This window comes from Nostoc sp. 'Peltigera membranacea cyanobiont' 232 (assembly GCF_002245985.1).
Taxonomy (GTDB): domain Bacteria; phylum Cyanobacteriota; class Cyanobacteriia; order Cyanobacteriales; family Nostocaceae; genus Nostoc.
The window spans coordinates 1-20,089 of sequence record NZ_NOLK01000097.1 but is presented as its reverse complement, the minus strand read 5'-3'; the positions used below and the strand labels follow the sequence as shown (position 1 = coordinate 20,089).

Sequence of the window (20,089 nt, the reverse complement as noted above, 5' to 3'; positions counted from 1 at the left end):
TGTTTGTTTACAACCAATTCCCAACTAACACGTAAGTTGCCCAGTAAAGAGGACGAGTGTATTGCGAACTAGACAATAGCTTTAATTGAGCTTCGCGTAAAGCTTCTGCCGTAGTTTTGCCAGTTGTTAACTGATGGTAGAATTCACTAACAAACAAAGCAGTGGATTCATCCCCAATTTGCCATAGAGAAGCTAGAGTACTCCGCGCCCCAGCTCGAATAGCAACTCCTGCTAATCCCAATGCAGCACGATTATCTCCTTGTGCTGTTTCGCAAGCACTCAGAACAAGTAATTCCACTGGCTCTGTTCGTTTTTGCTCTCTACTTTTGAGCAAGCTATCTAATTCATTTACGTAGATACGTTTATCGGCTGCTAAGATAAAAGTGTCTTTTGCTTTAGAGCTAAATTGTCCGTGAGTTGCCAGGTGAACAATTCTAAAAGGTTGGGCGTTAATCGTTTTTGTTAAAGTTGTACTTTTGAAATTTTCATCCAATAATATCGTTGTCGATATGCCCGATTGCTGAATCAATTCCAGTTCAACCTTTACATTGGGAAGCGGTGCAAACTTTTCGTTCTTAGGTGGTTGCGAGAGTCCTCCAGCAAGAGCGTTTAATTTTTTCTGTGCTAGAGGTTTGGGGGTAAATAGTTGCAATCCCGGACTAATGGCTATAGCGTACTTCTGGACTAAATACTCTTTGCCATCAGACAATGCAGACATTGGAATGTTTCGTAATGACCCATCTGGAATAAAGACTAGAGTATTAACTCTACTATTTTTGAGTTCACCTGCAACTGGTTTAATTAACCAATCATAAAGCTGCTGGGAAACCACTTGAAATTTATTATTAGTATCAGGTTGGACTATCGTCTCTTGCATTTGGGCGATCGCCTGCTCTACTTGCTGATGGTTTACCACAGAAGTTTTATGTATCAAAGGTTGATTGGGAAGTTTGAGGATTATTTCTAATTGGTTATCTAGAATAATCGGGTAAAAAATGGCAGTATTAGGAAGATCGCGGTCTACCAATTTGTCCAATACCACGAATTGGTTACTTAAGCAAGCTTCTCGGAAAAAATTATCTAGTTCTGCCAATTGCAAAGCTTCTATTCGCTTGCGGACTTTATCTAAATCGGGTTTTTCTTGTCCTTTCTGTTGTAAAAGCAGTTCTACTGACTGGCGATAAATAGGTTCTACGCTATCACGAAAATTAAACTGCACTTCTCGGTTTACCGCAACTAAATCGGTACGGAGAGACTGAAGAGTTGCAACTGCGGTATCATAAGTAGCGATCGCTCCCTCAATATTTCCTTGTGCTTTGAGCAAGCGTCCCAACAGCCACTCCCAACGATAAGCTATATCTGAAGCATCGATTTTTTGAGCGAGAAACAATGCTTGTTGCGTTAATTTCTGTGCATCAAGCCATTGATTGTTTTGCTCATAGACTTCTGCTAAACTGCCTAGAGCATAGGATTGAGTACGCTCATCACCTATGTTTTTGGCTTGTTGAACGCTGTTTGCCAAAGTCTCTGCAATATCTTTTTTATTACCAATTTTACTTATGGTGCGAGCAAAATTGATCCGTGCATAAATACCAGCTTGAGTAGTAGGCAGAGTTGCGAGTTGAGATTGGATTGCGGGTATTATTGTTTTTGCTTGTGCTACTTGTTCATTCTCAACAAGCAAGCTGAGTTGATTGATTTGAGCTTGAACTTTGGTGAGTGAGTTTGGCGCAATTAAAGCCGCATTTTCATAATGAGCTATAGCGTCTTTTTTATTACCTAAGTCTCTATAAGTATTACCAAGAGAAAATTCTGTTAGGCTAGTCTCTAAAGGTAGTTGCAGACGTTTGGCAATTTCTAAACTGTGTTTTAAATTTTTCCAAGATTGCTCTAAGTCACCTAATTGTCGATGGACATTACCGAGCGATCGCAAAGCAGTAACCTTTTCCAGTGAGTCAGGTTGGGTTTGTAACTGTTGAGAGACTTCATTCAATATGTCTAAGCCACGGCGGTAAAAACCAGAAACTCGTAGAGCTTGTGCTTGATTGATACGGCTGCGCGTCACTCCAGCATTGTATTGTTTACCTAAGCGCTTCCAAATTTGCTCTGAAATCTGTGATGTTTTCAAAGATATATCTGCCTGTCCCTGTGACAGTTGCAGTCCACTTTGAATCTCTAGAGTTTGTGCTAGAACTTCTAGCAATTCTGACTTGGGATTGTTGACATTTAACTTTTGATTTGTGTTGTCCCAGCCAAGTAGATTTAAGCTGTTATTAATCGCTTTTGACGCTTCTCTCCATGAGCCGAGTTGCTCTAACACTAGAGAGAGGTTAGTTAGTGCTGCGGCTTGTACAAGGTTGTCGCCTTGTTGTTGATAGATACGGACAGCTTGTTGTAGAACAGTTACAGCTTCAGCAAAGCGTCCAGATTGATAAAGCGCTTCTCCTTGAGAGACAAGTTGCTGTGGTGTTGTGGTTGAAGGTTTGGTGGTTTGGGTATAGAATCCGGCGAGTGAATTTATTTGGGGTTGTTTGGCGAATGTCCTGGGGATAATAGTTAGGGAAAAAGCAAGGGTAAATAGGACTACATAGTTTACCACAAATCTCATGAGTCGCTTAGTCAGCGCAAATGGATGCATATTTCACACCTTAGCGAGATGCAGAACAAGAAGCAGGAGTTTGTCGAGAGCTCTCAGGAGTGAGATTAGGTGCTTGCGCCACGAGTTCTACATTCCCATTGCGATCGACTACCCAACCAGTAGCTTCCACAATGGTCATCGCCGCAGCAACTTTAGTACTATTTGAGACTGCTGTTGGTTGTGGCGAAATTGTTGTTTTAGCTCTTGTTGCGGGTTGTGGTCTTAATCTCACCCACGCTGAGAGAGTACTTATATCTTGTAATGGTTCAGTGGGACTCATCGGTAGTCCACCGCGTCCTGTTGACACAAAAGAACTCTGAAATTGCCGACTTCCTGGAGTGCAAGCGGTGGAAATTTGCTGTGAGACATCAACGAGATTAGTAGGGAGTTCGATTAAGCCGCTAGTGAGGTCAATATCAGGTCTAGTGATTTCTACATTACCGCTTAACCTGCGAGTTTGCCCTGTGGCGGTGATATCGCTTGTGTTTCGGGAATTTACATTCCGGAACTGAATACCAAAGATACCTTTAGTATTGATTCTGACATTCCCACCACGAAAGTTAGCAGAATTAGCGCTGATGTTGCTATTTTCAAAGCCAACCAGGATATCGGTATTAATATTGATGTTGCCGCCGATAACGTTTTTTCCTGTAGCGTTGGTTCTGATGTTGCTATTGCCAGTCATGATTAAATCTTTTGAATTAATGTTAATTGTCGCCTGTTCTCTATCTCGGTCAACTTTGGGGCTGCCTGTATTGGCGATGAGTAAGCCGTTGTTCTTTAAACGGATAGAGCGTGCATTTAATGTCATGTTGCCTGCGGTTCCTGTTCCGAGACTCGCCACGCTTACTCTTGCCTCATCTTGCACTAGCAAGGTATTGGTTTTGACCGTCAAATCACCCGCATTTCCTGTTGAGTTTCGCTCTACACGAGTAAACAAGCCACTGCCAAACTGACCATCAGCGCTTCTACCAATCAGTTGCACATCAGAGGCATCAACAGTCAATTTTCCCCCGTTGCCCGCACCGAAAGTACTAGTACTTACCACTGCCCCATCTCGCACTATCAAGGTATTGGTTCTTAGGGTTATATCACCCGCATTCCCTGTTGAGTTTCGCCCTGCACGAGTAAACAAGCCACTGCCAAACTGACCATCAGCGCTTCTACCAATGATTTGTACATCAGAGGCATCAACAGTCAATTTTCCCCCGTTGCCCGCACCGAGAGTACTAGCACTTACCACTGCCCCATCTCGCACCAGCAAGGTATTGGTTCTTAGGGTTATATCACCCGCATCCCGTGTTGAGTTTCGCTGTGCACGAGCAAACAAGCCACTGCCAAACTGACCATCAGCGCTTCTACCAATGATTTGTACATCTTGGGCATCAATACTCAAAGAACCTGCCTTGCCCGCACCGAAAGTACCAGTAAATACCTGTGCCCCATCTCGCACCAGCAAGGTATTGGTTTTGACCGTCAAATCACCCGCATCTCCTGTTGAGTTTAGCTGTGCAGAAGTAAACAAGCCACTGCCAAGCTGACCATCAGCGCTTCTACCAATGATTTGCACATCAGAGGCATCAACCCTCAAATTTCCACCCTTGTCCGTACCAGAAGTGGCAGTATTTACCCGTGCCCCATTTCGCACTAGCAAGGTACTAGCATTGATACTGACATCGCCTCCTTGTCCATTTGCTTCTGATAGCACTTGATTAAAAATCTCACTGTTATTGTTAAGGTTTATTGCGACCGTAGCATTAACCGAAATATTTCCTGCCTTACTATTATCAGAACCCAATCCACTGTCTATGCCTGCACGCAGGAAACTCCCTCCTGTCATCTCTAAATTCCGGGCATTAATTGTGATACTACCACCATTGCCAGCCAATACATTTACTTGCGCGCGATCGCTAAGAAAAACATCGCTTCTTTCTACACTATTGGGAAAACTCAAACGACTATTACTATCATCCCCATTCAACCCAACTGTACCGGCACTAGCTAACCCACCTAACTCGACGAGTCCACCAAAAGCATTCAATCTTCCACCATCCATGTTCACATTGCCGCCTACTAGCAGCAAACTTCGACCATCTGGGACACGTAGACCAAATGCATTCCTGCCACTAGGAGTAGATCCTGCTGGTGCAGTCGAACTATTTTGAATCGGTGCAGCTGCAATTTGATTAAATAATAAGGCATTTGGATTTACTGTTAACAACGGTGAAGGTGCTTCTGGATTCGAGGCACTGAAAAATCCCAGATTGCCAAATCCTATGGCATTCGCTGTTGTGGCAACAAACGAACCGCCGATATTCAAACTGGCATTTTTAGCAAAAAGAATCCCATTGGGATTGATGATAAACAGGTTTGCTTTACCCAATGCACGAATCGACCCATCAATATTTGAAACACTTGAGCCAGTGACTCGTGTGAAAATGTTTTGAATATCGAGTACATTATTGAAGAAAGCTGTCTCACCAGTGGGAACAGAAAATTCTCTAAAGCTGTGGAATAGGTTAGCGCCTCTTGTCGTTCCACCTGAGATAATCCTGGTATTACCTTCTAATCTCACGTCGGAATTATTTGGCAGAGTTCCATCTGGCGTGATTTGAGCAACTGAGCTATTTGTATATAAGACTATTGCACTCGCGATCGCAATTCCTAGACCTTGCCACCAGTACAAACGTATAGATACTCCAGACATTGGACTCTCCTATTGAAAAGGAAATTTAGCGAGTGAATTCTCAATTTACAGCGCTTTGTATGTAAATGAAGTACACCGTTAAGAGTTATTCAGAAATTAGCCATAAAAATATAGCGTTTCCCATTCAGATGCGGTACAACATTTATCACGGGGTGTAGGGGCACGGCAGTGCCGTGCCCCTACGGGTGTACCTCACGCAAACGAGAAGCGCTATAGATATGTAACTATTTATAAAAATGGTGTACTGTAGTTACCTGAAATACGCTGTCTTTACGTAATTTTCCTACTCTAATCAAGACTCCGCCTTGCTTTGCGCCTATCTGGAGTCCTCCCGGCAGTTCTAGATAACCTAAGTTCGGGATAAGAAATCCTCAAAACCCATGATTTCTCGTTGTTCGGTCTGTAGCTCTGTTTTAATCGGTTCTCAATAAGGCATATTGTTGATATTAATCTCATTTGTGAGCCTTATTGACAAAATAATTCCACTGTAATTACTTCTTTTATCACTTAGAGTTTTGCTTAATCCTTACAGAATAAGCTTTTTAGCTTCTGTCTTAACCCGAACTCAGGTTAGATAGTGAATAAACCAAAGTCACTGCTACCAATTAAGAATCAGAAGGCAAAGCTAAAAACCTCTGATTTTCCACTTGCATTGCTACTGGTGTCACCTGGACAATAACTGGTTTGGGTGACAGCTAGATTTACTAAATTGACCCCAAGAAGGAGATTTTTCGTGATCCGAAGATTATTGTCATTTCGCGATCGCTACTACATTCTTCACCTAACCTGGTTTGCCTTTTTTCTCTCATTTGTCGTTTGGTTTAACATGGCTCCGCTTGCCACAACGATTCAGCAGGATTTAAAGTTAACCACTGAGCAACTAAAAGTTTTAGCAATTTGTAATCTAGCCTTGACCATTCCAGCGCGAATTGTGGTGGGCATGATTCTGGATCGCTTTGGCCCTCGCCTTGTCTTCTCAGCATTGCTCGTGTTGGCGCTCATACCCTGCTCGATTGCTGCAACCGCAACCAACTTCAACCAACTAGTCTGGAGCAGTTTAGCCACCGGGATTATGGGATCTGGATTTGTAGTGGGAGTTCGCATGGTGGCAGAGTGGTTTCCCCCTGAAGAAATTGGTTTTGCTCAAGGGATTTATGGAGGCTGGGGCAACTTTGGAGCAGCTGCTGCCCAATTTACATTACCTGCTTTAGCCGTTGCCACAACTTTTTTATCAAATGGTGCGGTGAACTGGAGATTGGCAGTTATGTTGACCGGAATCGTTGCCGCGCTCTACGGTGTAGTCTACTTCCTTAGCGTTGAAGATACTCCACCCGGTAAAGTCTATCAGCGACCTCAGCAACATGGCGCGATGCCCGTCACGTCCACTAACAGCTTTTGGGCAATGATGGCGCTGGACATGGGGATGTTGCTGTCGTTGGGCATACTTACCTTTCCGCTCACACAGCCGCAAATTCACTTTTTGCAGGGCTGGCAAGAGCTATTGTGCTGGGGATTTCTGGCAGTATTATTCCTCTTGCAAACTTATAAGTCTTGGCAGGTGAATCGAGAAGTCGTGGGTTCCTTGAATCCGCTCAACTCGAATTTTCTCAAAAGTAGTAAAACCTATCCATCTGCACAACGCTATCAGTTTCGTCAAATTGCTTTACTGAGCTTCACCTATCTAACCAATTTTGGCGCTCAGTTAGCCGTCTTCTCAATTCTGCCAATGTTCTTTGAACAAACTTTTGTCCTAAATCGGGTTACGGCAGGCATGATAGCTGCCATTAGCTATCCCTTTTTGAATCTAGTATCGCGACCGAGTGGGGGACTCATCTCCGATAAGTGCAGTAGTCGCAAATGGACGATGACGCTGTTCACTGCTGGTATTGGAGTCGGCTTTTTACTCATGAGCAGAATCAACAGTCATTGGTCGTTACCAATTGCCATTGGAGTGACGCTCTTGTGTGCTTACTTTGTCCAAGCAAGTGCAGGTGTCACCTTCAGCCTAGTGCCGTTAATTAAGCAAGACATTACAGGTCAGATTGCAGGTACTGTTGGGGCTTACGGTAATGTCGGCGGCGTAGTTTATCTAACGGTTTATAACTTCACGAATACTTGGACACTATTCTCCACAATGGGCGTGGTAGCGCTGATCTGCGCTAGCCTCTGCGGATTCTTTCTCCAGGAACCCAGTGCTTCTTTTGCTGAAAACAATGCCATTCCGAAAGTAGAGCAGAGCAATTGACAAGGATAGCCAGACACTGCCTTGTACGGCAGCGATACTAGAAGCTCAAAGCTCAACATTTGTTTCTATAAATTAGCCTTCAACTGGTTATCCACCTGCGTTGATTCAGTAGCTAAGTCCAACATTTCTCGAACTTGTCAAGATTATGCTCAACTCAAAACAAGCCGAGGCAAAAATTCAACTGTTGCAAACACTGAATCAGTCAATCAGTAAAACAACAGAGCTTAATGCTGTGCTTACTGCCACACTTCGTATTGTCTGTGAAAGCATCAACTGGGATTATGGAGAAGTTTGGATTCCTGAACAGGATGGCACAATTCTAGAACTTAGTCCAGCTTGGTACGTCAACCCAGCAAGAAGCATCGAGCAAGTGTCTGACTTGCAGAAATTCCGGTTCTGTAGCGAAGCGTTTATCTTGTCTCCTGGTGTTGGCTTACCAGGGCGAGTTTGGTCATCACAGCAACCCGAATGGATTTTAGATGTTTCGGCTCACTCAGAAAATTACTTTTTGCGACATTACATTGCCAAGGCGTTCGGTATCAAAACTGGATTGGGAGTACCGATTCTCGCGAAGGCTCAAGTGATAGCAGTGCTTGTCTTTTTTCGGTCGGAAATCTGTGAGCAAGATCCACAAGTCATCGAACTAGTTATGGCAGCAGCCGCACAGGTTGCCTTGAAAAACTGTTTCTAAAGGAGGCATTAGTCACTATGCACGATTTGAGTTACTTAGAAGCCTTACCAATGCTGCTAGAGGCAACCGACTACCTCCGACTGTTTTATCGAGAACACGATCGACCAGAATCACACCTCGAAGCACGACTAACAGAGGTCTATAAAGAATATAGGCGATCGCAAACTTACTGGCAAACTTCAGCAGAACTTGCCTACGGAGCCAAAGTTGCTTGGCGAAACAGCACAAATTGCATTGGGAGAATCTTCTGGCAGTCCCTAAATGTCCGCGACTTGCGCCATCTGACGACAGCCGAGGAGATTTTTGCCGCCCTCGTTGAACACATTGAGTTAGCAACCAATAATGGCAGTATCCGCCCCTATATTAGTATTTTTGCACCTCAACAACCAGGTAAGAAGGGTATGCGTATTTGGAACCCACAACTGATTCGCTACGCTGGATATCGTCAAGCAGATGGCTCAGTTGTTGGCGATCCAGAACACTGCGAATTCACCGAGATTTGTCAACATTTTGGTTGGAAAGGTAAAGGAACTCCATTTGATGTATTACCTCTGATTATTCAGATGCCAGATCGGCCTCCCCAATGGTTTGAGATTCCATCAAAAGCAATTTTGGAAGTGTTCCTTAGCCATCCTGACTACCCTTGGTTTGCTGATTTAGGTTTGAAGTGGCACGCCTTACCAGCCGTCTCAGACTGGCGTTTAGAAATTGGTGGCATTTCCTACCCAACAGCACCCTTTAGTGGCTGGTATATGTGTACAGAAATTGGTGCCCGCAATTTAGGAGATGTGCAGCGTTACAACCTATTGCCGATCATTGCCGAAAAAATGGGGTTGAATACTCGCTCTAAACTTTCTTTGTGGAAAGATCGGGCGTTGGTGGCACTAAATACTGCGGTGCTTCATTCCTTCGCGCAGCGAGGTGTGTCGATTGTCGATCACCATACGGCTTCATCTCAGTTTATTCAACACATGGAACGAGAAGCACAGGCTGGTCGGATGGTTCCTGCTGATTGGGGCAGAATTGTTCCGCCTATCTCTGCTTCTGCCACCGAAGTGTTTCATACAGAGATGGAGAATGTTTGCTTGAAACCAAACTTTTTCCCTCAACAAACAAGTTACTCCTTGTTATCTGGTTGACTCATTAGGTTTAGGGATTGCAACTATAAAAAGTAAATACTACCTTGTTTCATCAAGTTTTGGCGGATTTTGCACACTCACTTCAGAGAATGTAGGAAATTTCTGACTGCGTTGAACAAACAACACAACAACACCACTTGCAAGTACAGCAAAGGCTGAGGGAATAAATGGCAACCATACCCCTTGTTTTAAAAGGATGATGCTCCCAAAAGGAACTGCCCAAAGAGCGATCGCACAAGCTCCATATAAAATGATAACCATCGCAAATATAGCGCATCCCTTATTAAGTAGCGAATGACGCACGCGCCAAACAATCAAACCAGACACACTCGACCATCCCCATATCCAGAGAATATCGCACCAAAAAGGCAAAACCCCAAGAATTGGACGTTCGTCTAAAACTGCACTCAAAATTTGGCTGACCATTTGCGCTTGTACAAATATACCTGGTATTTCCTGGTAAGGTTGCTGTGCAGCAGAGTAGGGAGTTGACCAAGTATCGCTGATAGTGTTAGCTGTAACTCCTATGAGAACAACCTTATTTTTGAAAAAAGTATAGTTAACTTTGTCACTCAATACATCTGCCAAAGAAACTCTTTGGTAATCTGCATTACGGTAATTAACAAGTATTTGAAATCCGCCTAAATCAACTCTTTGTTGATAGCCACCACTCCGACCAGGCTTTAAGCGTTTAAATACTTTATAACCAAATTGTATATAATCTTCATTTAAATTAGGTTGAATATTTTCGTAAGATAAATAACGAGCAGCTAATTGTAACGAGAGTGAGTAAGGCGTTGTACAAACAGACGAAGGCTCTTGTGCCATCATCATAATTTGGCGACGGACGATACCATCTGGATCTTGAATTGCATCAGTAAAACCCTGACGTTCTACAGGGACTTCAAGAGGTGGTTTAACACCTTGGGGGTCATGTTTACGATCTCTGCCTTTACACACAACTACCACATTTTCTTTGCTCAGTTCAGTGGAGAGTTGTATCGGCTTTAATTCATTTGGGGGGTCAGCAAAATCTCTATAAATATCCAGTCCAATGACTCGCGGTTGATACTTTTGTAATTTGTTGAGTAATTGAGCTAACGTACTATCCGAAATAGATTTCACTCCTGTGGTCGTCTCTTGTCGGGATTGAATATCTTTTTCAGTAACTTCAACAACGAGCAATCTTGGATCTAAATCTTCCTTTGGTCGCAAGAGTAGCATTTGGTCAAAAGTTTGCAGTTCAGCTTTCTCAAAAACCCCCAAGTATCTCAAACCTATCGTTGAAAGAGTCACAATAGCAGTACTCAGCAGTACAGTCCAAAGTCTGCGCTTTCGAGTTGCAATTGTGCTTTGAGTCGAAACTTCGTTGCGAATCTCGGTGTCACCCAAACCACCGCGCAGTTCTTGCCAAGTTGTAGGAACAGTTGTAGGATTTTGGCAAATCACTGGCAACCAACTAGCACAAGGGAAGTTATTCTCCAACCCCTGAAGTCTTTCCCGCGCTTCTCGCACAGCCAGATAAAATGGCTTATTTCCTGTAAAAGCGACAAGAAAGTTTTTCAAAAATTCCTGTGCGACTAAATCTGACACCCCTTCCCGCATCACAATCATTTGGGGAATGTTCAAATCAGCTAAATTTCGTGCCAAAGCAATGCCATCACAGGAGTTGAAAATTGCGAGTTTTAAACCGCGTGTAATTGCTGTCTTAAGTGCATTTTTAAATTGAGAAATTGTTAAACTCTCTGTCTGATTGATATAAATTTCCCCTATTTCCCCATCTGCAATACTAGCGCTATGTCCGGCAAAAAATAGAATATCCCAATTCTGATTCCACAATTGCTCATCAAGTTCTTTTCGTGTAGGTTCAACAAGAAACGTAGTTTGAGTATCTGTTAAATCTTGCAACCAAGAACGGTCTTTATCAATATCAATACCAAAACTGTTACCGAGAATTGCTAAAATATTAACTCGAACTGTGGTAGATTTTCGCACTACTTGAGGAGATGCATATTCATGATTGCTCAAAGCTAATTCTGCTTTCGGGTAATCCTCAAAAAAATCCCATAGATGCCAAGGTAATCGATGCAGTAAAGCTATATTTGTTTCAAAAATAACTCTAATTTCATCATCTCGACTGAGTAAAGTTCTTAACTGTCGTTCAATATTTTGGAAGGATTCAGATTTTAACCAAGCATTGATATGTGTTTGTAACTGACGACATACTTCATCGAAATCATTCACAGAAATATTGGTAATATCTTGTGAATGCACTTTTATACGTTGATTGTTGCCCAACCGTTGATGGATAGCTTCGTAGAGTAACTTCCATCTTCTGTAGAGTTCGGAAAGTTCTGGTATTGCTGGCAGACTTCCTATTATTTTAAATAATTGGTTATTGTGCCAAAGTTGAGCCGTGACAACAGGAAATCCTTGATTTAAGTCTCCTCCTAACAAGCTGAAGATGACTAGCTTACTCATTTGTTGTTTATTGTTTGTCATTTGTCCTTTGTTGTTTGTCCTTATCTAATGACCAATGACTAAATAACGAAATTTTCTGTTATCTGGTGACTATCAAAAGTAACTTGGATACTAAAACATTCTCCTACTTCTCCATCAAAGCGTTTCAATTGTATGTAGTTATCTTGTTCTCTTGCTTGCACTTCCTGAATGATTTCTTCTGACTCTAAAAGCAAAGCTAACTTGATATTAACAGGTAGATATTCTCCATTAGCAGGATGTAGTTGCACGCGAATACTAACTTGTTGGCTATCCTCTGGTATGAAGGCAACTAATAGCACCACTTTTTGAGACTCTATTTCCATTCCCAAATCAATCAGCTTGGCTCGTTTGATACTACCAACACCTGACCTTGAGCTACTCCTGAAATTAAAAGCTATACTGTTGAAATTGAAAAGCAAAAATGTTTCTGTTGCTTCCCAAGCATTATCGTATATACCTTCTAGCCAACGACTCAGATTCACTCGCAGTTGCGATGATTGTGGTTGCTGCCGTTGTTGGTACAAGCGCTGCCGCCACTGCTCATTCTCTAGTAGCGCTCCCCAAGTTATAAATGGTACTGCCAATCTAGAGAAACGAAAAGAGGCATTGCCTAACCGTTGCACAAGATTTTCTGCTTGCTCGGTGGATAATTGTGGTAATAGAGCTACAGCCGCTTTCATCTCTTCTCCTTTACAAAATTGGTAACTCAAAGAGAAAGCAGTGAGGTCTTTTGTTAAATGCCGTGCATCTATACAATAAGTCCTATCCACTGAGTCATAGTGAGCCAAAGATTTTAGTTCTTTATGGGTTGTGTAACCCCAAATTCGTATCCACTCGCCATCCGGTTTGACTTGCACTGCTAAATAGTAGTCTGCTGCCCAACTAGGAATGTCCACCCATTCCTGAGAGACTTCTAACTCGCTATCATCAATTGCTTCACTGGGGATCAACACGATTCGCCTCCCCTCTAGCAAAATTGCTGTGCCATTGACAAATTCCCAAAAAGCTGGGATACCAGGGAAACTGTACCAAACACTGGCTTGGGGAAAATCCTCAGTTGAGATCCAATCCAAGAAAGCATGGAGACAAATTTGATTTATGTAAGCGCACCAGCGACTACTAGACGTGGCATAAACCTGGCTTTGCTGCCAGGATTGCGCCTGAATAGTTGGTGATATTTCTAACAACCACTCTCTGGGATCTGCAAACGCGCAAGTCATTTTTACTACCTTGTGAAAACTAAGGATTTATGTTGTACTCACCATGCTGGTTTCTCAACCATTCTTCCAAAGCAAGACTCATATCTTTAATTTGGTTGGAATTAACAGAAATATTCAAATCCTGGCTCCACTTAATCAGTGCTGCAAGTATTGATTCTCTACCTTTAACTAGTTTGCGAGACACTGTAGGCTGACTCATCTGCAACTGTTGCACGATCTGCTGCTGAGTCAGTCCCTGTTCGTAGTAAAGCTTAAGTACTTCTTGGGATTGTACATCTAGGCTCTGTAAAGCTTTTAACAATACACCAGACATCTGAGATATTTGGTTTTGTCGATTTTGGACATCTTCTTCGGCTATCATATCAGCCATTGGTGAGTCAGAGGATGGGTCTGGCAAATCAAATGTTATTGTCGTGTCATCATTTTGCTTGAAAGCATTTAGAGATTTCACAGGTGGAAATAGATAAGCACGCACGTAGAGAGCTGTTTGCGTTAACCACTGTTCAATTGTCTGTGCATTGCGTTGCTCAGTAGGTTGAGTAATTTGGCTTTGGCGTTGGTGGTTGTAGAGGTTGGCAATAGCTTCCCAAAGTTGGCGATTCGGTTCTGGTAACTGACTGGTACCTCCTGGTTGGTTTTGGGTGTACAGTTCTTTGAAACAAGTCCAAGCTAAACGATATTGAGCAACTGCGCTTTGTGATAATCCAGCTTCACTAAGAGCTTCACTAAGCAGCTTTTTGCTCACTTTGCGTAACAATGCCCAATTGGTACAAATATCAGCTTCCCTGCGTTGACGTAAAATATCTTTCAGCCGACTGGGTATTGCCATGATGGCGTAGGCTTTTAAGCTAGAAGATTTTTCGGGGTTGAAGTCTTTAAGAATTGTTTCGACTTCTGCGATCGCCATTTGGAAGTAATCAGCGAACAGGTATTGGCTGAGAGTAAATTTAGCAACTGTTTTTGAAGCAACCCAATAACATGGTTCTTGTAAATAAGCTAACAAATGCATTCTGGCAAGGTTATTAAACCCAGAACGCCATTGCTTATACCAGTAAAGCCCCCAAAAGTTTTCTGATTTAAGTGCTGATGATGAATGCTCTAAGTGATTTTGCATATTTCTATACAGTTTGGCATCAGTCAACCATTTGCTGAATCTGCCTCTTTCCAACTGCACGAATGTTGAGAACATGTCCGTAATTTCTTGGCGAGGACGCATAAGCAATTAAAAATATAAACTGACAGAACTGAAGCAAATAAGTAGGTGGGTACAAATAAAAATAACTATGTAAATAAAACTAAAACGCCTAAAAGTCTCTTACCTTTGGCATAGCTGCCTTGTCTCAAGGATAAATATCCACGCATACCTACTTATCACCTAACGATAAGATGATATTCTACATAGGGTAGCGACTGATAACCCCACTCAATTTCTGGACATTCCACCAGAAACAGTGATCTGCTCAAATAGAGTTGCAGTTTCATCAAGGTAAACGGGATAGCCTTTTTTGCTAGCTAAAGCTGTCACACCGCCACGAATGTATCCTGTTAGTGGCTGAACTTCCTTGAGAGCAACTGTCTCAACTTTCCGGTTTCCTGAAATCCGCGCCAAAGCTTTCAAGTCTAACTGAGCATTTCCCGGTACAACAGCAAAACAGATACCTGTTGTGTCACCTCTGACTACTAGAGTTTTAAAAACTTGCTCTGGGGGAAGTCCCACTTTCTCGGCTGTACTAAGAGCAGCCAGATCGTCAGGGTTAACTTCATAGCTCAGGATTTGGTAGGAAATACCTAGTTTATCCAATAGTCGAGCAGCATTAGTTTTCATTGCTCTTACTCCCAATCTTCAATTACCAGTCCACTAACGCGACTAAAGACTACATCTACTGACATTCGGCAAGTAGATAATTGCAAGACTTTAGGTGTTGTAATTCAATGGTTTACCATGCCTAAGAGATTAAGATAAAACGGTTTTAGTGAGAGTCCATGAGATTCCTTCCTTCCTTGCAATCATGGGGTACTATTTTTGAATGCAGTTTATTATTAGACCCAATTTTTGAGTAAAAATAAATCTATGAATAGAACGTTATATTATCATCAGCAATCAAATTTTTCTCGGAAAATCCGAATATTGTTAATAGAGAAAAATTTGGATTGTGAATTCAAAGAAATTAATTTAGCCAATAAACCCCCTGAATTCCTTGAAATTTCTCCTATTGGTCAAGTCCCTGTGTTTGTAGATCAAGATGGCAGGGTAATTTGGGACTCTACATTGATTGCGGAGTATCTAGACGAAACTTATCCACAGCCTAGCTTTTACCCAAGCGCTCCTCACATCCGGCTTGAGTGCCGTAAATGGGAACAACTAGCAGATACTTTAGGCGACAATATTATCGGTTTATGGGTACTAGATTTTATGGGTGATCTAGCTCCTGCTTATTATCGAAAAAAATATGAAACATTAATTAATCGCCTTTTACCAATCTTTGATGGACAACTGCGTTCAACTAAATATTTGTTAGAGGGTGAAACATGGACAGCAGCAGATGTGGCAGCGTTATGTTCCCTCGGTTACTACAGCTTTCGCTTAAATGAAGACTGGCTTCTTCAGTATCCTTATTTGAGAGACTGGTTTAATAGATTACACGAGCGGGAATCAGTCAAGTCAACTATTCCAAAAAAGACCCCTACTTAGGGCTTGCTGAAATAGTAATAAGAAAGCAAGATTAGGATTGGTTAGTTATTCAAGCAAGCCCTACTTAGGAGCCTTGCAAAAATAATTTGAATAATTTTGATGGGGAAGTTAAGCTCACAAGTCGTTCCAGATTAACAAAATGAATTATTTGTCCAGAAACTATAAGTGATTGCTCATATTTTTTACAAAATCTAGAATACGGCAATGATTAAACTTTTAGATAGATTCGGACAACAACCCTGACATATCTAATACTTGTTCTGACCAAGCACTAGCTTGCTCGGACATATTTCTGCGTTGGCTATCATCAGACCAAATACTATCAAAAGTTAATCTCCATCCTGCCAGTTGAACTTGAATATTAACCAGTTCTTCAGCATATTCAGGTTCAATTTCTGCTGCCGTCCATTCAATAAAACACATAGTTTCATCTGCAACACTTTTGACCGCTTCAGGGTAAGCAGTGTCACAAAATGTTCTCAGCCTAGCTAAATTAGAAGCTATATGCCCTAAGCGATGTGATGTATTTTCGCCTTGAAACCGTGCTTGTTTTTCATCTAAATTCTGGTTCATATCCACCAATTAACTCCTGAGTTATTTTTTTAACACGTTCTCGAATAGCTGGGTCTTGAATTACCATTGAGCGATTATTTTGGCTTGGACGTATGTTGATAATCGATTCATAGGCGATTGATCGGTTAAAGGGAGTCCAATCCGCACCCCAGATATCTCGCTGTTTACTACCGTCTTCGAGCAATGCTGCTTCACAGAAAGCGTGTTTCTCTCCTCCTCCAGCTAAAATCCCTCTTTCTATATCTATTGCCACTTTAATGTAAACTCGCAAAGTTTGCAGCATTAACTCCACTTGTTCGAGAGTTGCTCTTTCCCTAATAATCAGTACCAAAATCTCACCCCTACCTGTATAAATGCACAAGTCAAAATTCTACTTTGTAGAATCCCTTGAATACCAAAATTAATCACTTGCAGCATTATGGTCTAATTTCCAACTCCAGAAGACTCAACACTTTTTCTTCCAACACCGTCAAATAAGCCCGATTCAGCTTCCCCAACGACTCCAGAAACCTCTGCACCGACTCCTCCAGCCCACTCGAATACACCCGATTAATGCGATCGCATATCTCCCGCATCTGCTCACACTCGGCAGGTAATTGTAAGATTTGAGGTGCTGCAATCCAACCGTATATTCCCCATCCCAGGTTTTGACAGTACAACTGAATTCGCCCACATGGTTTACGATGCCCCAGCAGCCACCTTTACCTCTCAATTCGGAGTTGTCTTTAGCTAGTATTTGACACACTTCTCCTAGCTGGTAGGTGTTGGGTACTTGGGTGCGTTCCATTATTTGCTGCACTACGTTTTTAACGATTCTAGCTGGTGGCACTTTACCCCCTGACTGCTCCACTGCTTTTACCCACACTTCCTGCTGTTGGTGGGGTTCAAGCTTTGTCATTGGTCTGACTTGACGTTCGTTAGTTGGCAAAATGTGATCCATTGGATCACATTTTTCCATCAAATTATCGAAAACAACCGCCGCATCCATTAAAAGATAAGATTGCCGACGACTATGCCCAAAGCGATCGCGGCAATATTCTTCAAAGGTTTTATGCGTGGAGCGATAAACCCGCATTTCTCACAAGCTTGAGGGAAGGGGCAGAGGAGCAGAGGGGCAGAGGGGCAGAGGGGAAAGAACTTGGTATTTGAACTCTCCTCTGCTCCTCTGCTCCCCTGCACAAGCACAGGCTTTGAGAGATGTGGTGAGAAATCCGGGTAAACTTTTACGAGTCTCCCTCATGGTTCACAACTGAACTACTGCGTCATGTTCCGTTATCTGGTGTGATTGGTGAGCCATGTGTCGGACATGGGGCGATCGCATCTTTGTTGAATGTGTGGCCCTACACCAAGCAAATGTGGACGAACGATATTGATCCACATAAACCAGCTGATTACCAAATGGATGCAACGCTATCCGATTCATGGGCTAAGTTTCCAGAGTGCGATTGGATCTGCACTAATCCACCATACGCGGAATTTGCTGCGCCAATCATAAAAAATGCCTACCAGAAAGCACGTATCGGTGTAGCTGCATTCCTTCTAACCACCTTTCTCGAACCCTGTGATGATCGGGCGGATTTCTTGCAACAACACCCCCCGTCACTTGTTCTAATCATGCCGCGCTTCTGTTTTCGCAAGGATAAGCGGGGTAGTCGTTGGGCTACCGATAACGTTACCATCTCGTGCTTTGTATGGGACAAACGCGCAACAGGGCAACAAATTATTATTCGTCCCAAATCAGAAATTATTGGGTTTTACAAAAATCCAGAACAGGCTATTTCACAAGAACGGGCTATTGAAATCGTTCGAGCAATCGCCAAAGGAGAATTATGAAACAGATGTCACTTTTTGATGAACCTACCATAGTTTTACCAGTCAACTATTATCCAGAGTTTCTCACTCTTACTGAAGCTGACGCACTCTACCAACATTGTCAACAACTGCAATGGCAACATAATCAAATACGTATGCTGGGTAAAACAATTCCTGTACCTCGGCTAGAGTGCATTTATGGCGATGAAGGCTGTGATTACCTCTACTCCAAGAGTGTACTACTTAAACCACTGCCTTGGACTTTATCGCTAGCCCAACTGCGAGATAGGATTACTGCTGCTACTGGCTACAGCTTCCGCATTGTCATCGGCAATCAGTATAAAAGTGGACAGCATTCTATCGGCTGGCACAACGACAATGAATCTTCGATGGGGCTAAACCCTGCAATCGCATCCATCAGCCTGGGTTCGGTTCGTAAATTCCAAATTAAGCCCATCGGGGGCAAACCTACTGACTTTTGGTTGGAGCATGGGAGTCTGCTGGTGATGCTTCCAGGTTGTCAGAGTACTCATCTGCATCAAGTTCCGAAGACCAATAAGGTCGTTAGCACACGGATTAATCTAACTTTTCGACCGCATGTTGGGGGTAAGAGATGAGCCAATTCATAAATTGTATGAACAATACCAGTATCAACGCTTAATTGGCGAATAGTTTTCTTTTTCTGATGCTGATGTTGAATAACTAAGTTTAGGCATGAAATGGAGGTAAAACGTATGAATACAACTTGTGAACGCAAAGACTTTTTACCCGTTGTTCCATCTTACTTTGATGAGTACGGGCTGGAGCCAATGGAATATCGCTTATATTCTCACATCGTCAGACGTGCTGGTAAAAACAGCTGTTTTGAATCTATCCCTAACATGGCTCGAAGCTGCTTGATGAATGAAAAAACTGTCCGAAAATCATTGCGGGTTTTAGTTGCTGCCAGATTAATAAAAGTTGTACAAGAACGCAAAGGTAGAACATCCATTTACGAACTTACTCAACCAAGTGAGTGGCTTGACTCGCAATCTTTACCAGCGATTAGGCAAGAATTCACGACAAATAGTGTTAATCAAAACTTGTCACAGAATGGTAACACCCCTGGCAATAATGGCAGTGGTAAGCTAAAACACATCTAACTTGCATATTCAAATTTGCTCAATATCTTGTGGGGTAGGCAACATGAGCGCCCTGATTATGCAATTTAAATGCCGATTAGCTTACCAAATCAGGAGGGGGTAGTAGTACCAAATCTGGTAGGGGTGTGGTTCCTGATTTGGTAGGGGTAGTGGTACCAAATCTGGTAGGAGTAGTGGTACCTGATTTGGTAGACGAAGTATATCCCAATAAGGTAATCCCATCTAAGGAATTTACACTTAATGCAGCACCCCCAACTCAAAACGCATTTCCCACCCAAGAATCGTGTGTGTGTGAAACTGAACAACTAAACCTTGAAAAACCAACTCCAGAAAAACCAAGCTTAGAAAAATCAACCCCACAATTAGCCGCTTCCTTGTCAAAAAATTCCGAGTCTTTACAACAAACCGATAACCCCTCTTGTAGGTCAATTATTCCGGCGGGGTCGTTCGAGAAAATCGAACAATCGAAGAAAAAACAGATGATTGATGACCCGTACAAATCCGCCCAGAACGTGAAAGACCTGATTGATGCGTGGATCACAGACCCGACTGCTTTTGCTGATGATTTTGTACCGAATGGCACTAAGAAAAGCCGAAACACGGTTAAGCAGTTTGCAACTGCTTTCGTAATTCGTGCCGAGGTTTCGTCATTAAGGGGTATGCTTTCGGGCGACGTTTACGAACTCGTGGTTCACTACGACCTGGGCGTTCTGGAACGGCCTTGTGAG

At 42.6% G+C, this 20,089-nt stretch carries 16 protein-coding genes and 1 pseudogene; 8 read left to right on the top strand and 9 right to left on the bottom strand.

Annotated features, from left to right (window positions below; genetic code table 11):
- Nucleotides 1-7: 7 nt before the first annotated feature.
- Together CDG79_RS26365 and CDG79_RS26360 are read right to left on the bottom strand one after the other, a co-directional pair.
- Entirely contained in the window at nucleotides 8-2,638 is a 2,631-nt protein-coding gene (locus CDG79_RS26365) for a CHAT domain-containing protein (protein WP_094344766.1), read from the bottom strand.
- A 10-nt stretch (nucleotides 2,639-2,648) separates the two neighbouring features.
- The gene (locus CDG79_RS26360; RefSeq protein WP_094344765.1) at nucleotides 2,649-5,345 is read right to left on the bottom strand and encodes a two-partner secretion domain-containing protein; all 2,697 of its coding nucleotides are present in this window, start codon (nucleotides 5,343-5,345) and stop codon (nucleotides 2,649-2,651) included.
- 733 nt (nucleotides 5,346-6,078) lie between these two features.
- Here CDG79_RS26360 and CDG79_RS26355 point away from each other — a divergent pair.
- The 3 genes from CDG79_RS26355 to CDG79_RS26345 all read left to right on the top strand — a co-directional run bounded on the left by CDG79_RS26355 (nucleotide 6,079) and on the right by CDG79_RS26345 (nucleotide 9,420).
- Nucleotides 6,079-7,590, top strand: a complete 1,512-nt coding sequence (locus CDG79_RS26355) for a NarK family nitrate/nitrite MFS transporter (protein ID WP_094344764.1) — start codon at nucleotides 6,079-6,081, stop codon at nucleotides 7,588-7,590.
- Between the two features lie 145 nt (nucleotides 7,591-7,735).
- The gene (locus CDG79_RS26350; RefSeq protein WP_094344763.1) at nucleotides 7,736-8,281 is read left to right on the top strand and encodes a GAF domain-containing protein; all 546 of its coding nucleotides are present in this window, start codon (nucleotides 7,736-7,738) and stop codon (nucleotides 8,279-8,281) included.
- Nucleotides 8,282-8,298: 17 nt separating this feature from the next.
- Nucleotides 8,299-9,420: a nitric oxide synthase oxygenase gene (locus CDG79_RS26345; protein WP_094344762.1), complete on the top strand. Its 1,122-nt coding sequence runs from the start codon at nucleotides 8,299-8,301 to the stop codon at nucleotides 9,418-9,420.
- 39 nt (nucleotides 9,421-9,459) lie between these two features.
- On the opposite strand, the gene CDG79_RS26340 is transcribed toward CDG79_RS26345, so the two are convergent.
- The 4 genes from CDG79_RS26340 to CDG79_RS26325 form a co-directional block, all read right to left on the bottom strand.
- On the bottom strand, nucleotides 9,460-11,922 hold the full coding sequence (locus CDG79_RS26340) for a CHASE2 domain-containing protein (RefSeq protein ID WP_223278338.1): 2,463 nt from the start codon (nucleotides 11,920-11,922) through the stop codon (nucleotides 9,460-9,462).
- Nucleotides 11,923-11,960: 38 nt separating this feature from the next.
- Nucleotides 11,961-13,142, bottom strand: coding sequence for a DUF1822 family protein (locus tag CDG79_RS26335; protein WP_094344761.1), 1,182 nt, complete (start codon nucleotides 13,140-13,142; stop codon nucleotides 11,961-11,963).
- Between the two features lie 19 nt (nucleotides 13,143-13,161).
- The gene (locus tag CDG79_RS26330; protein WP_317616609.1) at nucleotides 13,162-14,331 is read right to left on the bottom strand and encodes a sigma-70 family RNA polymerase sigma factor; all 1,170 of its coding nucleotides are present in this window, start codon (nucleotides 14,329-14,331) and stop codon (nucleotides 13,162-13,164) included.
- Between the two features lie 234 nt (nucleotides 14,332-14,565).
- Nucleotides 14,566-14,967 carry an aminoacyl-tRNA deacylase gene (locus CDG79_RS26325; protein WP_223278337.1) on the bottom strand — a complete coding sequence of 134 codons (402 nt, stop codon included), beginning with the start codon at nucleotides 14,965-14,967 and terminating at the stop codon, nucleotides 14,566-14,568.
- 246 nt (nucleotides 14,968-15,213) lie between these two features.
- Between CDG79_RS26325 and CDG79_RS26320 the strand changes: the two genes are divergently transcribed.
- Complete coding sequence (locus CDG79_RS26320) at nucleotides 15,214-15,834, top strand: glutathione S-transferase family protein (protein WP_094344759.1); 621 nt, start codon at nucleotides 15,214-15,216, stop codon at nucleotides 15,832-15,834.
- Between the two features lie 216 nt (nucleotides 15,835-16,050).
- Here CDG79_RS26320 and CDG79_RS26315 read toward each other — a convergent pair whose 3' ends face one another.
- The 3 genes from CDG79_RS26315 to CDG79_RS44035 form a co-directional block, all read right to left on the bottom strand.
- Nucleotides 16,051-16,407, bottom strand: a complete 357-nt coding sequence (locus CDG79_RS26315) for a hypothetical protein (protein WP_189525142.1) — start codon at nucleotides 16,405-16,407, stop codon at nucleotides 16,051-16,053.
- On the bottom strand, nucleotides 16,388-16,738 hold the full coding sequence (locus tag CDG79_RS26310; protein ID WP_223278336.1) for a DUF5674 family protein: 351 nt from the start codon (nucleotides 16,736-16,738) through the stop codon (nucleotides 16,388-16,390). The genes CDG79_RS26315 and CDG79_RS26310 overlap by 20 nt, the downstream gene beginning before the upstream one ends.
- 153 nt (nucleotides 16,739-16,891) lie before the next feature.
- Nucleotides 16,892-17,482 carry a hypothetical protein gene (locus CDG79_RS44035; RefSeq protein WP_223278335.1) on the bottom strand — a complete coding sequence of 197 codons (591 nt, stop codon included), beginning with the start codon at nucleotides 17,480-17,482 and terminating at the stop codon, nucleotides 16,892-16,894.
- A 206-nt stretch (nucleotides 17,483-17,688) separates the two neighbouring features.
- Between CDG79_RS44035 and CDG79_RS26295 the strand changes: the two genes are divergently transcribed.
- From CDG79_RS26295 to CDG79_RS42800, 4 genes and pseudogenes are all read left to right on the top strand, one after another.
- Entirely contained in the window at nucleotides 17,689-18,240 is a 552-nt protein-coding gene (locus CDG79_RS26295) for a hypothetical protein (RefSeq protein ID WP_223278334.1), read from the top strand.
- Nucleotides 18,237-18,836: an alpha-ketoglutarate-dependent dioxygenase AlkB family protein gene (locus CDG79_RS26290; protein ID WP_094344756.1), complete on the top strand. Its 600-nt coding sequence runs from the start codon at nucleotides 18,237-18,239 to the stop codon at nucleotides 18,834-18,836. The genes CDG79_RS26295 and CDG79_RS26290 overlap by 4 nt, the downstream gene beginning before the upstream one ends.
- A gap of 117 nt (nucleotides 18,837-18,953) precedes the next feature.
- Nucleotides 18,954-19,361: a helix-turn-helix domain-containing protein gene (locus CDG79_RS26285; RefSeq protein WP_094344755.1), complete on the top strand. Its 408-nt coding sequence runs from the start codon at nucleotides 18,954-18,956 to the stop codon at nucleotides 19,359-19,361.
- A gap of 149 nt (nucleotides 19,362-19,510) precedes the next feature.
- Nucleotides 19,511-20,089: pseudogene (locus CDG79_RS42800) on the top strand (hypothetical protein); the annotation flags it as partial.

Coding starts and splice junctions, on each gene's coding strand:
- CDG79_RS26365 (WP_094344766.1), bottom strand. CDS start 2,638: ATGCATCCATTTGCGCTGACTAAGCGACTCATGAGATTTGTGGTAAAC.
- CDG79_RS26360 (WP_094344765.1), bottom strand. CDS start 5,345: ATGTCTGGAGTATCTATACGTTTGTACTGGTGGCAAGGTCTAGGAATT.
- CDG79_RS26350 (WP_094344763.1), top strand. CDS start 7,736: ATGCTCAACTCAAAACAAGCCGAGGCAAAAATTCAACTGTTGCAAACA.
- CDG79_RS26345 (WP_094344762.1), top strand. CDS start 8,299: ATGCACGATTTGAGTTACTTAGAAGCCTTACCAATGCTGCTAGAGGCA.
- CDG79_RS26340 (WP_223278338.1), bottom strand. CDS start 11,922: ATGACAAACAATAAACAACAAATGAGTAAGCTAGTCATCTTCAGCTTG.
- CDG79_RS26335 (WP_094344761.1), bottom strand. CDS start 13,142: ATGACTTGCGCGTTTGCAGATCCCAGAGAGTGGTTGTTAGAAATATCA.
- CDG79_RS26330 (WP_317616609.1), bottom strand. CDS start 14,331: ATGTTCTCAACATTCGTGCAGTTGGAAAGAGGCAGATTCAGCAAATGG.
- CDG79_RS26325 (WP_223278337.1), bottom strand. CDS start 14,967: ATGAAAACTAATGCTGCTCGACTATTGGATAAACTAGGTATTTCCTAC.
- CDG79_RS26320 (WP_094344759.1), top strand. CDS start 15,214: ATGAATAGAACGTTATATTATCATCAGCAATCAAATTTTTCTCGGAAA.
- CDG79_RS26315 (WP_189525142.1), bottom strand. CDS start 16,407: ATGAACCAGAATTTAGATGAAAAACAAGCACGGTTTCAAGGCGAAAAT.
- CDG79_RS44035 (WP_223278335.1), bottom strand. CDS start 17,482: ATGCGGGTTTATCGCTCCACGCATAAAACCTTTGAAGAATATTGCCGC.
- CDG79_RS26290 (WP_094344756.1), top strand. CDS start 18,237: ATGAAACAGATGTCACTTTTTGATGAACCTACCATAGTTTTACCAGTC.
- CDG79_RS26285 (WP_094344755.1), top strand. CDS start 18,954: ATGAATACAACTTGTGAACGCAAAGACTTTTTACCCGTTGTTCCATCT.